The organism is Streptomyces sp. E11-3, from assembly GCF_046540415.1.
GTDB lineage: Bacteria > Actinomycetota > Actinomycetes > Streptomycetales > Streptomycetaceae > Streptomyces.
This window is the reverse complement of sequence record NZ_JAZGRL010000003.1, coordinates 816,537-831,118: the sequence shown is the minus strand read 5'-3', so window position 1 is coordinate 831,118 and position 14,582 is coordinate 816,537. Positions and strand designations below refer to the sequence as shown.

12 protein-coding genes are annotated in these 14,582 nt (G+C 71.3%); 5 read left to right on the top strand and 7 right to left on the bottom strand.

Annotation, left to right across the window (positions count from 1 at the left end):
• Window positions 1–204: 204 nt before the first annotated feature.
• Together U9R90_RS33320 and U9R90_RS33315 are read right to left on the bottom strand one after the other, a co-directional pair.
• On the bottom strand, window positions 205–2,028 hold the full coding sequence (locus U9R90_RS33320) for a S8 family serine peptidase (protein ID WP_411060859.1): 1,824 nt from the start codon (window positions 2,026–2,028) through the stop codon (window positions 205–207).
• Between the two features lie 501 nt (window positions 2,029–2,529).
• Window positions 2,530–3,441, bottom strand: a complete 912-nt coding sequence (locus tag U9R90_RS33315; RefSeq protein ID WP_411060857.1) for a LysR family transcriptional regulator — start codon at window positions 3,439–3,441, stop codon at window positions 2,530–2,532.
• A gap of 101 nt (window positions 3,442–3,542) precedes the next feature.
• Between U9R90_RS33315 and U9R90_RS33310 the strand changes: the two genes are divergently transcribed.
• Together U9R90_RS33310 and U9R90_RS33305 are read left to right on the top strand one after the other, a co-directional pair.
• The gene (locus tag U9R90_RS33310) at window positions 3,543–4,469 is read left to right on the top strand and encodes an EamA family transporter (RefSeq protein ID WP_411060856.1); all 927 of its coding nucleotides are present in this window, start codon (window positions 3,543–3,545) and stop codon (window positions 4,467–4,469) included.
• Window positions 4,470–4,620: 151 nt separating this feature from the next.
• Window positions 4,621–5,400, top strand: a complete 780-nt coding sequence (locus tag U9R90_RS33305; protein ID WP_411060854.1) for an endonuclease I family protein — start codon at window positions 4,621–4,623, stop codon at window positions 5,398–5,400.
• 24 nt (window positions 5,401–5,424) lie between these two features.
• Here U9R90_RS33305 and U9R90_RS33300 read toward each other — a convergent pair whose 3' ends face one another.
• On the bottom strand, window positions 5,425–7,113 hold the full coding sequence (locus tag U9R90_RS33300) for a thiamine pyrophosphate-binding protein (protein ID WP_411060853.1): 1,689 nt from the start codon (window positions 7,111–7,113) through the stop codon (window positions 5,425–5,427).
• 11 nt (window positions 7,114–7,124) lie between these two features.
• Window positions 7,125–8,126 (bottom strand): agmatinase, encoded by a 1,002-nt coding sequence (gene speB, locus U9R90_RS33295; protein WP_411060852.1) that lies wholly within the window; start codon window positions 8,124–8,126, stop codon window positions 7,125–7,127.
• A gap of 172 nt (window positions 8,127–8,298) precedes the next feature.
• On the opposite strand from speB, the gene U9R90_RS33290 reads away from it, so the two are divergent.
• On the top strand, window positions 8,299–9,084 hold the full coding sequence (locus U9R90_RS33290; protein ID WP_411060851.1) for a phosphatase: 786 nt from the start codon (window positions 8,299–8,301) through the stop codon (window positions 9,082–9,084).
• A gap of 47 nt (window positions 9,085–9,131) precedes the next feature.
• On the opposite strand, the gene U9R90_RS33285 is transcribed toward U9R90_RS33290, so the two are convergent.
• The 3 genes from U9R90_RS33285 to U9R90_RS33275 form a co-directional block, all read right to left on the bottom strand.
• Window positions 9,132–10,004 (bottom strand): acyl-CoA thioesterase, encoded by an 873-nt coding sequence (locus U9R90_RS33285; RefSeq protein WP_411060849.1) that lies wholly within the window; start codon window positions 10,002–10,004, stop codon window positions 9,132–9,134.
• Between the two features lie 16 nt (window positions 10,005–10,020).
• Entirely contained in the window at window positions 10,021–11,178 is a 1,158-nt protein-coding gene (locus U9R90_RS33280) for an acyl-CoA dehydrogenase family protein (protein WP_411060848.1), read from the bottom strand.
• Between the two features lie 169 nt (window positions 11,179–11,347).
• Window positions 11,348–11,956, bottom strand: coding sequence for a TetR/AcrR family transcriptional regulator (locus U9R90_RS33275; RefSeq protein ID WP_411060847.1), 609 nt, complete (start codon window positions 11,954–11,956; stop codon window positions 11,348–11,350).
• Between the two features lie 118 nt (window positions 11,957–12,074).
• Here U9R90_RS33275 and U9R90_RS33270 point away from each other — a divergent pair, with 118 nt between their 5' ends.
• Window positions 12,075–13,691 carry a carboxyl transferase domain-containing protein gene (locus U9R90_RS33270; protein ID WP_411060846.1) on the top strand — a complete coding sequence of 539 codons (1,617 nt, stop codon included), beginning with the start codon at window positions 12,075–12,077 and terminating at the stop codon, window positions 13,689–13,691.
• Between the two features lie 19 nt (window positions 13,692–13,710).
• On the top strand, window positions 13,711–14,582 hold an 872-nt coding region (locus U9R90_RS33265; protein ID WP_411061022.1), incomplete at its 3' end, for a biotin carboxylase N-terminal domain-containing protein.

Genomic DNA, 14,582 nt, shown 5'->3' with positions numbered 1-14,582 from the left:
CTCCCCGGTATGCGCGGCCCCCTGCCTCCGCGAGTTGACCAGAGGATACGAACTCGGCCAGCGGAGTCCAGGCCCCTTGTCCACCATGTGGACCGGAGGGAGGTGGGGGTCGAGGGCAGCAGGACGGGGCGCGCCCGCGGCCGACAGCCGCTGACACGCCCCTGACCAGGATTGATATCGGATCCCGCCGGATCTCCCGGTGGATCAGAAGGTGAGGCTCCAGGAGTCGATGTAGCCGGTGTCACCCCGGTACACATCGCGGACCTGCAGTTTCCAGTCACCGGCCGCGAGCTCCGAAGAGGCGTCGACCGTGTACGTGGCGTGCACGTCGTCGGCCGAGTCGCCGCTGCTGGAGTTCTTCAGCCGGTACGCGCTGCCGTCCGGTGCGATCAGGTCGATGACCAGGTCGCCGCGGTAGGTGTGCACGATGTCGACCCCGACCTTCAGGTCAGACGGGGCGTTTCCGGTCAGACCGGGCACCGAGACCGAGGAGACGGCGGTGGACCTGTCCGAGATGGTGACGTTCGAGGAGTTGGTGAAGGTACCGTCCGCGCCGCCGTCACCGCCGTCGGGGTCGCCGCCGGTGACCGCCGCGACGGTCTTCGCGGCGTCGGCGATGCCCGCGCCGCAGCCGCCGGAGCAGGTGCCGGGCACCGGGCGGGCGTTGTCCTTGAGGGCGGTCTCGATCGCGGCCGGGGTCAGCGAGGAGTCGGCCGACTTCAGCAGCGCGGCGAGGCCGGCGATGTGCGGGGCGGCCATCGAGGTGCCCTGGTACGGCTCGTAGTTCTCCGCCGACTGGGTGGTCGCACCGGAGTTCAGCGTCGAGAGGATGCCGTTCTCGGGGGTGGTGACGGTGCCCGGGGTGTCGGTGCCGCGCCGGGTCTCGCCGCCCGGGGCGGAGATGTCGATGCCGCTGCCGTAGTTCGAGTAGAACGTCCGGTTGCCCTCACGGCTGGTGGCCGCCACGTTGATGACGTTCGCGCAGTTGGCGGGCGTGAAGCCGGACACGTCGGCGTTGCTGTTGCCGGCCGCGACGACGACCGTCGTCCCGCGCGAGACCGCGCCGTTGATGGCGTTGCGGTAGACGGTCGGGCAGGTCGAGCTGGCGCCGCCGAGGCTCAGGTTGATCACCTTGGACGGGTTGGGGTTGGCCGGGACGCCCGGCACCGAGCCGCCCGACGCCCAGGTGATGGCGTCGGCGATGTCCGCGGATGAGCCGCCGCACTTGCCGAGCACGCGCACGTGCTGGACCTTCGCCCCGTAGGCGACGCCGGCCACGCCCTTGGCGTTGTTCGCGGTCGCGGCGATGGTGCCCGCGACATGCGTGCCGTGCCAGGACGAGTCGCTCGCGCGGGAGCCCGAGTAGCACTCGTTGTCGGTGGCGTTCCAGTCGCCCTCGTCCGACGGGTCGCTGTCCCGGCCGCTGCCGTCGCGGGCGTCGGCGGAGTCGGAGATGAAGTCGTAGCCGGACACGGTGTTCGCGCTCAGGTCGCTGTGCGAGGCGTAGCCGGTGTCGATGACGGCGACGGTGACGCCGCTGCCCGTGGTGGTGTCCCAGGCGCCCGGCACGTTCATGCCGCCGGTGGGCTCGAAGAAGTCCCACTGCTTGGCGTAGTCCGTGTCGTTCGGGGTCACGGCCGTGGGGAAGGCGCGGATGTCGGGCTCGACGGACGCGACGGCCGAGTCCGCGCGGAAGGCCTTCATGACCTCCGTGACGTCCTTGGCGTCGGCGCCGGCGCCGAGGTCGACCAGCGCGGCGCCGTCCGCCAGCCGGCGTTCGAAGGACAGCTTCTCGCCGGTCTTCCTGCCCTTCTCGGCGGCGTCGCTCTTCGCCGCGGAGTTCGAATCCGCCTCGGCGGCCCGTGACTTGTAGGTCACGATGACCTTCTCCACGGGTGCGTCCTCGGGGCCGTCCTGGGCCATGGCCTGGGCAGCGGGAGCGACGGGGCGGTCGGAGGAGCCAGCCTGTGAGGCGAGTGCCGCGGAAGACGTGGCGGTCACGCCGAGGATTGTGGCGCTGGCGGCCACGACGGATATGAGTCTCCGCCTGGAACCGTTCAAGGTGATCCCTTTCAGGGGCGGCTCCGGAGACCCCCGGAGCAGCTGTCGGTGCGGAGCGCGAGCGGCGGCGCGCGGAACTGCGGTGCGACATGGGGATGCCGTCCGCAGCGCCTTGGGGCCGGGTATGCCCGTGCGCCGCCGCCGACGCGACGACCCCCGTACAGGGGCCGTTACCAGCCGGAAACCCGCGCGTGACATGCACCTGACATGCAGATCCACAGGGGAACCACCGGTGCGGGAGACAGTAGGGAAACCCCGGGTGAAGCCGATACGGGGAAAACCCTTGTCGCGGCTCAGCGGCGGAAGGGTCGGCGCGGGAAGGGGCCCGCGGGACGGTGCCCCTTCAGAGCCTGTCTTTGGGGCGCGGGGAACTGCGCGACCAGCCACGACGGTGCCGCGGGTAATGGACGGCCTCTCGTGGCACTTCCAGCGGAGCTCTGTGGAGTTCTGTGGAGCGCTGCGGACCGCTTAGGGTCGCCGCTCCGCCGAGGGCCAGAACTCCCGCAGCGTACGCACGGTCTCGATGATGGCCGGGCGCCGTGCCGCGCCGGTGCGCCACAGCGCGTACAGCCGCCGCACCGGCAGCGGTTCGAGCCGCACCTCCACCACCCCTTCGGGCAGCGGGCCCCGGCCGAGCCGCGGGATCAGCGCGATGCCCAGGCCCGCGGCGACCAGGGCGATCAACGTCGGGTTCTCCTCGGCCTGGTGGACGATGTCGGGCTCGCATCCGGCCGCGCGCATCGTCCGCATCAGCCAGTCGTGGCAGACCCGGCCGGGCGGCTGGCACACCCACCGCTCATGCTTCAGATCCTCACGGCGTACCGCGTCCCGGGCGGCCAGCGGGTGACCGGCGGGCACCAGGATGTCGCATACGTCCTCGCCGATCAGCGCCTGCTCGACGCCGGGCGGCGCGGGCAGCGGCGCGATGTCCCAGTCGTGCGCCACGGCCATGTCGACCGCCGCCTTGGCCACCAGGTCGACCGACAGATGCGGGTCGACCTCGCTGAGCCGGGTGTCGAGTGCGGGGTGGCGCCGGGCGAGATCGGCCAGCACGCCCGGCATCAGCCCACGCGCGGCGGAGGCGAACGCGGCGATGGTCAGCCGCCCGGACGGCAGCCCGCGGCGCTCTTCGAGGTCCGTCTCGGCCCGCTCGACGATCGCCAGCAACTCCTGTCCGGTGGCGGCCAGTTGCCGGGCCTCCTCGGTGAGCCGTACGCCGCGCCCCTGGCGTTCGAGCAGCGTCGTACGGGTCTCCCGCTCCAGCTTGGCGATCTGCTGCGAGACGGCGGACGGGGTGTAGCCGAGCGCGGCGGCCGCGGCGCCGATGGTGCCGTGCACGGAGACGGCGTGCAGGGCGCGCAGTCGGGACAGATCAAGCATCGGTCACCCTCTCTCACCTGATGAACCATAAGCAGCGCTTCATTCAATCATGCAGATATCCGCGCTGGTGCTACATGGTCATCAGCCCTGATGCTCAACGCATGCGCCCCACACACATCGCTCTCGCCGTCGCCGTCGCCGCCGTCTGGGGCGTCAACTTCGTCGTCATCGAGATCGGCCTCGACCACTTCCCGCCACTGCTCTTCTCCGCGCTGCGCTTCCTGGTCGCGGCGCTGCCCGCGGTGTTCCTGGTGGGGCGGCCGTGTGTCGGGTGGAAGTGGATCGTGGGCGTCGGACTGGCCCTGGGGGTGGCCAAGTTCGGGCTGGTGTTCGCCGGTATGGACGCGGGGATGGGAGCCGGGCTCTCCTCGCTGGTTCTCCAGATCCAGGCAGTGTTCACGGCTCTGCTCGCCTTCGCGCTGCTCGGTGAACGGCCCGGCCGGGTGCGGGCGTTCGGCATGGCCGTGGCGCTCGCCGGGATCGGTGTCGCCGCGTACGACGAGGGTCCCTCCGGGCCGCTGCTCGGCTTCGCGATGGTGGTCGCCGGGGCCGCCGCCTGGGGCGTCTCCAACGTACTGACCCGCAGGGCCGCCCCGCCGGACGCGCTGAACTTCATGGTCTGGGTCAGCGTGGTGCCGGTGCTTCCGCTCCTGCTGCTGTCGCTCGCCCTGGAGGGCCGAGACGAGATCGGTCGGGCGCTGGGCGCGCTGGACTGGGCGGGCGTGGGCACGATCGTGTTCGTGGCCTGGGTCTCCACCATCTTCGGCTTCGGCGCCTGGGGCTGGCTGCTGCGCCGCCACCCCGCGTCCTCGGTGGCACCCTTCTCGCTCCTGGTCCCGGTGTTCGGGATGTCGTCCGCTGCGCTGTTCCTGGGCGAGGGCGTGACCGGCCTGCGCTGGTGCGCGGCGGTGCTGCTGGTGGGCGGGGTGGCGGTGACGTCGTTCGGTGGCCGCCCGACAGCTCCCCCGGCCAACGAGCCCGACGGGCAACTCGCACCCGCCGCTCAGCAGCCTGCGACACGTCCATGACAACGTCACAGAATCGCCGCCTCCCGTTTACATGACCATGCCCACAGACGTGCCACTCTCCCGAATGACGCAAAGTCAACCCGCGTAGATCCCGCACCCGTTGGACCGGGTACGGAGCCTGCCGCACACTCCGGGAAAGGACGCCCCCCACATGCACTCGTCCCGCATACGCCCTGCCCTGCTCCTGACCGTCGCCGCGGCCCTCGTCGGCATCACCGTGCCGACCGCCACCGCGACACCATCGGCCTACGACAGCTACTACGACGGCGCGACCGGCAAGACCGGTACGGCCCTGAAGGACGCGCTGCACGACATCATCGACGACCAGAGCCGGCTGTCGTACTCCCAGGTCTGGGACGCCCTCAAGGCCACGGACCAGGACCCGAGCAACAGCGGCAACGTGATCCTGCTCTACAGCGGTACGTCACGCAGCAAGTCGCTCAACGGCGGCAACGTGGGCGACTGGAACCGTGAGCACGTGTGGGCCAAGTCCCACGGCGGCTTCGGCACCTCCACCGGACCCGGCACCGACCTGCACCATCTGCGCCCCACGGACGTCCAGGTCAACAGCATCCGCGGCAACAAGGACTTCGACGAGGGCGGCAGCGCGGTCAGCGGCGCGCCCGGCAACTACACCGACTCCGACTCCTTCGAGCCCCGCGACGCGGTCAAGGGCGATGTGGCCCGCATGATCCTCTACATGGCGGTGCGCTACGAGGGCGACGACGGCTTCGCCGACCTCGAACCCAACAACCAGGTCAGCAACGGCAGCTCCCCGTACATGGGCCGCCTGTCCGTGCTCAAGCAGTGGCACCAGGAGGACCCGCCGGACGCCTTCGAGGAGAACCGCAACGAGCTGATCTACGACCGCTACCAGCACAACCGCAACCCGTTCATCGACCACCCCGAGTGGGTCGAGTCGATCTGGTAGGCCGTCCTCAGCCCCGAGATGCCATCAGCCCTGGTGCGTGGGCGCGAACATCCTCAGCACGGCCGGGAGCACCACGACCGAAGGGCCGGGCGCCGCAAGCGCCTTGGACAGGTCGTCGGTGAGGGTCTCGGGGGACGTACGGACGGCCGGTACGCCGAAGGACTCGGCCAGCGCCACGAAGTCCGGCCGGGACAGGTCCGTACCGGTGGGCTCGCCGTAGGCGTCCGCCATGTACTCGCGGAGGATGCCGTAACCGCCGTCGTCGACGATCAGCCAGGTGACCGGGAGGTCGTGCTGGCGGGCGGTGGCGAGTTCGGCGAGTGAGTACAGGGCGCCGCCGTCGCCGGAGACGGCGAGTACCGGGTGGGTGGGGTCGGCCACGGCGGCGCCGAGCGCGGCGGGGAAGGCGTAGCCGAGGCCGCCCGCGCCCTGGGCGGAGTGCATGGTGTTCGGGCGGCGGGGGTCGAACGCGGACCAGGCCCAGTAGGCCAGGATCGTCATGTCCCAGAAGGTGGGGGACGGGTCAGGGACCGCCGCCCGTACCGAGGCCAGGAGCCGCTGTTCGAGGGTGAGGTCCTGGGCGGCGATGCGTTCGCGTACGCGGGTGAGGACCGTACGGACCCGCTCGGGCGCGGTGGGGTCGGGGCGCTCGGAGTCCAGCGTCTCCAGGAGCGCGGCGAGCGCGAGTCTGGCGTCGGCGTGGATGCCCAGAGCCGGGTGGTTGGCCTCCAGCTTTCCGGCGTCGGCCTCGATCTGGATGATCCGGCCGCGCGGCTGGAAGGTGCGGTAGTTCGAGGAGAGTTCGCCGAGGCCGGAGCCAACTACCAGGAGGACGTCCGCGTCTTCCAGGAAGTCGGTGGTGTGGCGGTCCTCCAGCCAGGACTGGAGCGAGAGCGGGTGCTCCCAGGGGAAGGCGCCCTTGCCGCCGAAGGTGGTGACGACCGGGGCGTTGAGCTGTTCGGCGAGGGTGCGCAGCTTGCGGGAGGCGTCGGCGCGTACGACTCCGCCGCCCGCGATGATCGCCGGGCGCTCGGCGTGTGCGAGCAGGTGCGCGGCGACAGCCGTCAGTTCGGGGCGCGGGACGACCTCGTGCGGTGTCGCGTCCATCGGGGTGACGGCCGGGAGGATCGTCTCGGCCGTCAGTACGTCCTGCGGGATTTCCACCCATACCGGGCCGTGCGGTGCCGTCAGCGCGGACTCCCAGGCGGCGGCGATCGCGGACGGGATCTGCGACGGGGTGCGGACCGTGTGGACGGACTTCACGACGTCACGGAACGACGCCTGCTGGTCGCGGAGTTCGTGCAGATGGCCGTGGCGGCCGCCGCCGAGTCCTACGGCCGGGATCTGGCTGCTGATCGCCAGGACCGGCGACGAGGCGGCCGCGGCCTCCTGGAGCGCGGCGAGCGAGGTCAGCGCGCCGGGTCCGGTGGAGAGCAGCAGGGGCGCCGCCTCGCCGGTGATCCGGCCGTAGCCGTCGGCGGCGAAGGCGGCGTTGTTCTCGATACGGAGACCCACGTACCGCAGCGCGGAGCGGCGCACGGCGTCGAACAGGCCGAGCGCGTGCTGGCCGGGCAGTCCGAAGACGGTCGTGGCGCCGAGGCCGTACAGCGTCTCGACGACCAGGTCGCCACCGGTGCGCCCGGGCGGCGGCGAAAGGGCCGCCGCCGTCTGGCGCTCGGTGGGCCTGAGGACCAGGTCGTGGTCGTGGGTCACAGGGTGGGACCTTACTGGCCCGGGGTCAGGGCGGCGTCGCCGGTCTTCCGCGCGGCCGAGATCTGGCGGGACATGATCGTGGTGAGCTCGTACGCGGTGTGCGAGGCCGCGACCGAGGTGATCTCCGCGTGGTCGTACGCGGGCGCCACCTCCACCACGTCCGCCGAGACCAGGTTGCAGGAGGACAGGCCGCGCAGGATCTCCAGGAGCTCGCGCGAGGTCAGACCGCCCGCCTCGGGGGTGCCGGTGCCGGGCGCGTGCGCCGGGTCGAGCACATCGATGTCGATCGAGATGTAGAGCGGGCGGTCGCCGATGCGCTGGCGCAGCTGGTCGGCGACCTCGTCGACGCCGCGCCGCATGACGTCGGCCGAGGTGACGATGCCGAAGCCCATCTTCTCGTCGTCGTCGAGGTCCTGCTTGCCGTACAGCGGGCCGCGGGTGCCGACGTGGGACAGCGCCTCGGTGTCGAGGATGCCCTCTTCGACGGCCCTGCGGAACGGGGTGCCGTGGGTGTACTCGGCGCCGAAGTAGGTGTCCCAGGTGTCCAGGTGCGCGTCGAAGTGGAGCAGCGCGACCGGGCCGTGCTTCTTGGCCACCGAGCGCAGCAGCGGCAGCGCGATGGTGTGGTCGCCGCCGAGCGTCATCATCCGGGCGCCGGTGGCGAGCAGCTCGTCGGCCGCGCCCTCGACCGTCTCCACGGCCTCGTTGATGTTGAACGGGTTGGCCGCGATGTCTCCGGCGTCCGCGACCTGCGCGAGCGCGAAGGGCGACGCGTCCTGGGCCGGGTTGTACGGACGCAGCAGGCGGGACGCCTCCCGGATCGCGTTGCCGCCGAAGCGGGCGCCGGGGCGGTAGGAGACACCCGAGTCGAAGGGCACGCCGACCACGGCGACATCCGCGCTGCCGACCTCGTCGAGCCGGGGCAGCCGCGCGAAGGTCGCGGGTCCCGCGTAACGCGGGATACGGGAGGAGTCGACGGGGCCACGCGGCTGGGAGGTGGGTGTGCTGCTCATGAGTTCGAGGGTAGACGTGGCTGCGGATTCCGCATTTGTACGTTCCTGGGAGGGCGGCGGGCAGTTCTCGACACTCCGGCTAAGAGTGGACCGGGGGCAGACAGGGGACGGCGCTGGTCCAGGGTTCGGGACACCCGGTGGCGCCGGGGTACCGGACGGCACAATGGGACGCATGCCGATACCAAGCCGCGCCGCCCTGGTCGACCACCTTGTCCGCACCCGTATCGCCGGCGCCGTCGCCACCCCACGCGACAACAACCTCGCCCACTACCGCAAGCTCGCCAACGGCGACCGCAACTACTGGCTGGGCCTGGAGCTCGGCGACCGCTGGTGTGACGAGCAGGACGTACTGGCGGTGATGGCGGAGCGGTGCGGGGTGAACGACGACCCGGAGTTCCGGCACGGCCAGGACACCATCGACCCGGAGCTGACGGTCGACGCCCTGGAGCGGATGGCGGCCCGGCTGCGCAAGGCGGCCGCGGGCAAGGAGCGCGTGCTGTTCGCGACCGGGCACCCCGGCGGGCTGCTGGACGTGCACCGCGCGACGGCCGACGCGCTGCGCCGCGCGGGCTGCGAGATCGTCCGTATCCCCGGTGGGCTGACCGCGGACGAGGGCTATGTCTTCCAGTTCGCCGATGTCGCGGTGCTGGAGCGCGGGGCGACGCTGTGGCACACCCACTCGCCCGAGCCGATGAACGCGATCCTGGACGGCCTGGAGCGCGAGGGCAGGCCGCAGCCCGACCTGGTGGTCGCCGACCACGGCTGGGCGGGACGGGCCGGGCAGCGCGGCCTGGACTCCATCGGCTACGCGGACTGCAACGACCCGGCGCTGTTCCTCGCCGAGGCCGAGGGCACCCTCCAGGTCACGATCCCGCTCGACGACCACGTCACCGACCCGCGCTTCTACGACCCGATGACGGCGTACCTGCTGAACGCGGCGGGCCTTGAGGTGTCGTAGCCGAAGGAGCCACGCATCAGCGCCGCCCGGTCAGCGTCGCCGCCCGGTCAGCGCGGTACGCGGATCACACCCTCCTGGATGACCGAGATCGCGAGGCGGCCGTCCTGGGTGTAGATCCGGGCCTGGCCCAGGCCGCGGCCGCCGGACGCCGACGGGGACTGCTGGTCGTAGAGCAGCCACTCGTCGGCCCGGAAGGGGCGGTGGAACCACATGGCGTGGTCGAGGGAGGCGCCGACCACGTCCCCGACGGTCCAGCCGCCCCGCCCGTGCGCGAGCAGCACCGAGTCGAGCAGCGTCATGTCGGAGACATAGGTCGCGAGGCAGACGTGCAACAAGGGGTCGTCCGCGAGCTTGCCGTTGGTGCGGAACCACACCTGGGAGCGCGGCTCGCGCGGCTCGCCCACGGTGGCGTACGGCGGGGCGTCCACGTACCGCAGGTCGACCGCGGCCCGCGCGGCGAGCAGGCGGCGTGCGATGCCGGGGTCGGTGAACTTGTCGGCGTAGCGCGGCAGTGTCTCGGCCGCCGTGGGCAGCGAGTCGGGGTCGGGCGCCACGGGCATCTCGGCCTGGTGGTCGAGGCCTTCCTCGTACGTCTGGAAGGAGGCCGAGAGATGGAAGATCGGCCTCCCGTGCTGCACGGCTACCACCCTTCGGGTGGTGAAGGAGACGCCGTCCCGGATGCGGTCGACCTCGTAGACGATCGGCGCGCCCGGGTCGCCCATGCGCAGGAAGTACGCGTGCAGCGAGTGCGCGTCGCGCCCCTCGGGGACGGTGCGGCCCGCGGCGACCAGCGCCTGGGCGGCGACCTGGCCGCCGAACACCCTGGGGACCAGCGCCGACCGGCTCTGGCCGCGGAAGATGTCCCGCTCGATCCGCTCCAGGTCGAGCAGATCGAGCAGGGACTCCAGTTCCTGGTTCACGAGGCTCCGGGTGGCTCTACAGGCCCATGTCCTTGGCGATGATCATCTTCATGACCTCGCTGGTGCCACCGTAGATGCGGTTGACGCGGTTGTCCGCGTACAGGCGGGCGATCGGGTACTCGTTCATGTAGCCGTAGCCGCCGTGCAGCTGGAGGCACTTGTCGATCACGCGGTGCGCGACCTCGGTGGTGAAGAGCTTGGCGGACGCGGCCTCGGCGGCGGTCAGCTCACCCAGGTCGTGGGCCTCCATGGCGCGGTCGACGACGGCCTCGGCGGCGTCCACCTCGGCCTGGCAGGCGGCCAGCTCGAACTTGGTGTTCTGGAAGGAGGCCACGGCCTTGCCGAAGACGGTGCGCTCCTCGACGTACTCCTTGGCGAACCGGACCGCGGCCTTGGACTGGGCGTACGCGCCGACCGCGATGGCGAGGCGCTCCTGCGGGAGGTTCTGGCCGAGGTAGTAGAAGCCCTTGTGCTCCTCGCCGAGCAGGTCGTCGACGGGGACCTTGACGTCGGTGAAGGCGAGCTCGGCGGTGTCGGAGGTCTTCAGGCCCAGCTTGTCGAGCTTGCGGCCGACCGCGTAGCCCTCGGACGTGGTGTCGACGACCAGGAGCGAGATGCCGTGGCGGCGGTCCTCGGCGGTGGGCGCCGCGGTGCGGGCGCAGACGATCACGCGGTCGGCGTGCACACCGCCGGTGATGAAGGTCTTGGCACCGTTGAGGATGTAGTGGGTGCCGTCGTCGGAGAGCTTGGCGGTGGTCTTCATTCCGGCCAGGTCGGAGCCGGTGCCGGGCTCGGTCATGGCGATCGCGTACATGCTGGCGCCGGAGACGAAGTCGGGCAGCCAGCGCTTCTTCTGCTCGTCGGTGGCGTACGCCTTCAGGTACGGCAGGCAGAGGCCGACGTGCACGCCGGAGCCGCCGAAGGAGACGCCCGCGCGGGCGCACTCCTCGGCGATGACGGCCTGGAACTTGAACGACTCCTCGCCCGCGCCGCCGAACTCCTCGGGCACCTCGATGCCGAAGATGCCCAGCTCACCGAGCTTGTAGTAGAAGTCGCGGGGCGCCTGTCCTGCGGCGTACCACTCGTCGTAGGCGGGCACGACCTCGGCCTCGATGAAGGCGCGGATGGTCTCGCGGAACGCCTCGTGGTCTTCGTTGAAAACAGTACGGCGCACGGAGGGGCCTCCTGGGTCGGCTCGCTGCGGGGTGGCTGTCGAGCAGGCTGTCTAAGCGCTTGCTCAGACAAAAGTTACCCGGCAGTCAAGCCGACTGTCCAGAGATCGGATGAGAGGCCCCGATCACGCCGGGGCGGCGCCCGCCCTCACGCGGAGGCGGTGCTCGACATCACGCGGTGGCGGTGCTCGCCGCCGCCGTGAAGGCGCCGCGGGCCAGGCGGTGCAGCAGGGCCGCCATGGCGTCACGTCCCGGCAGGGCGCCGGGGCGGCCCAGGTGCGGGGTGGAGTTGAGCAGCCCGAACACCGCGTGCACCGAGGCGCGGGCCTCGGCCTCCGACAGGGTCGGATAGACCTCGCGGACGGCCGCCACCCACAGCTCGACGTACTGCCGCTGGAGCTGGCGGACCAGCTTGCGGTCGCTGTCCCGCAGGCGGTCCAGCTCGCGATCGTGGAGGGTGATGAGAGGGCGGTCGTCGAGGGCGAAGTCGATGTGCCCCTCGATGAGCGAGTCGAGCACCGCGTCGGGGGCGCCGTCGGCCTCCGCGACCCGGCGCTTGCCGCCGGTCAGCAGCTGGCCGCTGATGCCCACGAGCAGCTCGGCAAGCATCGCGTCCTTGCCTGCAAAGTGCCGGTAGAGGCCGGGACCACTGATCCCGACGGCCGCTCCTATCTCGTCGACGCCGACTCCGTGGAAGCCGCGGTCGGCGAAGAGGCGGGCGGCCTCCTTGAGGATCTGCTCGCGGCGGTTGGTCGACGGCGCGGACGCACTGGTGCTCATGGGAATTCATTCTAGACAAGGCGGTTAGCGCTCGTTAACCTGAAAGCACCGTGTTAACGATGATTAACGTCACGGATCTCACGGATCTGACGTCGTACGCGCAAAGGGGCTCGAAACGATGCAGCAGGCACCGCGGCTGACGAGTGGGGCCGACCCCGCTTCTCAGGCCTGGTCGGCCAACGAGGCGGCACACCGCGCGCTGGTGGACCAACTGCGTGACAAGCTCGCCGCGGCCCGGCTCGGCGGAGGTGAGAAGGCCCGCGCCCGCCATGTGGCGCGCGGCAAGCTGCTGCCCCGGGACCGCGTCGACACCCTGCTCGACCCCGGCTCGCCCTTCCTGGAGCTGGCGCCGCTGGCGGCGGACGGGATGTACGACGGGGGCGCTCCGGCCGCGGGCGTGATCGCCGGTATCGGCCGGGTCTCCGGGCGCGAGTGCGTGATCGTCGCCAACGACGCCACCGTCAAGGGCGGCACGTACTACCCGATGACGGTCAAGAAGCACCTGCGCGCCCAGGCGGTGGCCCTGGAGAACCGCCTGCCGTGCCTGTATCTGGTGGACTCCGGCGGCGCCTTCCTGCCGATGCAGGACGAGGTCTTCCCCGACCGCGAGCACTTCGGGCGGATCTTCTACAACCAGGCGCGGATGTCCGGCGCCGGGATTCCGCAGATCGCCGCCGTACTCGGCTCCTGCACGGCGGGCGGGGCCTATGTCCCGGCGATGAGCGACGAGGCCGTGATCGTCCGCGATCAGGGCACCATCTTCCTGGGCGGCCCGCCCCTGGTGAAGGCCGCCACCGGCGAGGTGGTCACCGCCGAAGAGCTGGGCGGCGGCGAGGTCCACTCGCGTACGTCCGGGGTGACCGACCATCTCGCCGAGGACGACGCGCACGCCCTGCGCATCGTCCGCAACATCGTCGCGACCCTGCCCGAGCGCGGCCCGCTCCCCTGGTCGACGCAGCCCGTCGAGGAGCCGAAGGCCGACCCCCAGGGCCTGTACGGCGCGGTGCCCGCCGACTCCAGGACCCCCTATGACGTACGCGAGGTCATCGCGCGCGTGGTCGACGGCTCCCGCTTCCAGGAGTTCAAGGCGGAGTACGGCACCACGCTGGTCACCGGCTTCGCGCACATCCACGGCCACCCGGTCGGCATCATCGCCAACAACGGCATTCTCTTCTCCGAGTCCGCCCAGAAGGGCGCCCACTTCATCGAGCTGTGCGACCAGCGCGGCATCCCGCTGCTCTTCCTGCAGAACATCTCCGGCTTCATGGTCGGCCGGGACTACGAAGCGGGCGGCATCGCCAAGCACGGCGCCAAGATGGTGACGGCCGTGGCCTGCGCCCGGGTGCCGAAGCTGACGGTCGTGATCGGCGGCTCGTACGGCGCGGGCAACTACTCGATGTGCGGGCGCGCCTATTCCCCGCGCTTTCTGTGGATGTGGCCGAACGCCAAGATCTCGGTGATGGGCGGCGAGCAGGCCGCCTCGGTTCTGGCGACGGTCAAGCGCGACCAGCTGGAGGCCCGAGGGGAGTCCTGGCCCGCTGAGGACGAGGAGGAGTTCAAGGCTCCGATCCGGGACCAGTACGAGTCGCAGGGGAACGCCTACTACGCCACCGCCCGGCTCTGGGACGACGGTGTGATCGACCCGCTGGAGACCCGTCAGGTGCTGGGCCTGGCCCTGACCGCGTGTGCCAACGCCCCGCTGGGTGAACCCGGCTTCGGCGTCTTCCGGATGTGAGGGACCTTCCACGATGACGATGTTCGACACAGTGCTCGTCGCCAACCGGGGCGAGATCGCGGTCCGGGTCATCCGCACCCTGCGTGCCCTCGGGGTGCGCTCGGTGGCCGTGTTCAGCGACGCGGACGCGGACGCCCGGCATGTCCGCGAGGCGGACACCGCGGTCCGGATCGGGCCCGCTCCGGCCGCCGAGAGCTATCTGTCCATCGAGCGGCTGCTTGACGCGGCCGCCCGCACCGGGGCGCAGGCGGTGCACCCGGGATACGGCTTCCTCGCGGAGAACGCCGCGTTCGCGCGGGCCTGCGAGGAGGCGGGGCTCGCCTTCGTCGGGCCGCCGGCCGCCGCGATCGAGCTGATGGGCGACAAGATCCGCGCCAAGGAGACCGTGCGGGCCGCGGGCGTTCCGGTGGTGCCGGGCTCGTCGGGCAGCGGCCTGAGTGACGCCGAACTGGCCGACGCCGCACGCGAGATCGGCATGCCGGTGCTGCTGAAGCCCTCGGCGGGCGGCGGCGGCAAGGGGATGCGGCTCACCCGCGTCGAGTCCGCGCTCCTGGACGAGATCGCGGCGGCCCGACGAGAGGCGAGGGCCTCCTTCGGGGACGACACGCTGCTGGTGGAGCGGTGGATCGACCGGCCCCGGCACATCGAGATCCAGGTCCTGGCGGACGGCCAGGGGAACGTCATCCACCTCGGCGAGCGCGAGTGCTCGCTGCAGCGCCGCCACCAGAAGATCATCGAGGAGGCCCCCTCGGTCCTGCTCGACGAGGACACCCGGGCGGCGATGGGCGCGGCGGCGGTGCAGGCGGCGCGCTCGTGCGGGTACCGGGGCGCGGGCACGGTGGAGTTCATCGTGCCGGGCTCCGCTGCGCCCTCCGGGGGGACACCCCCCGG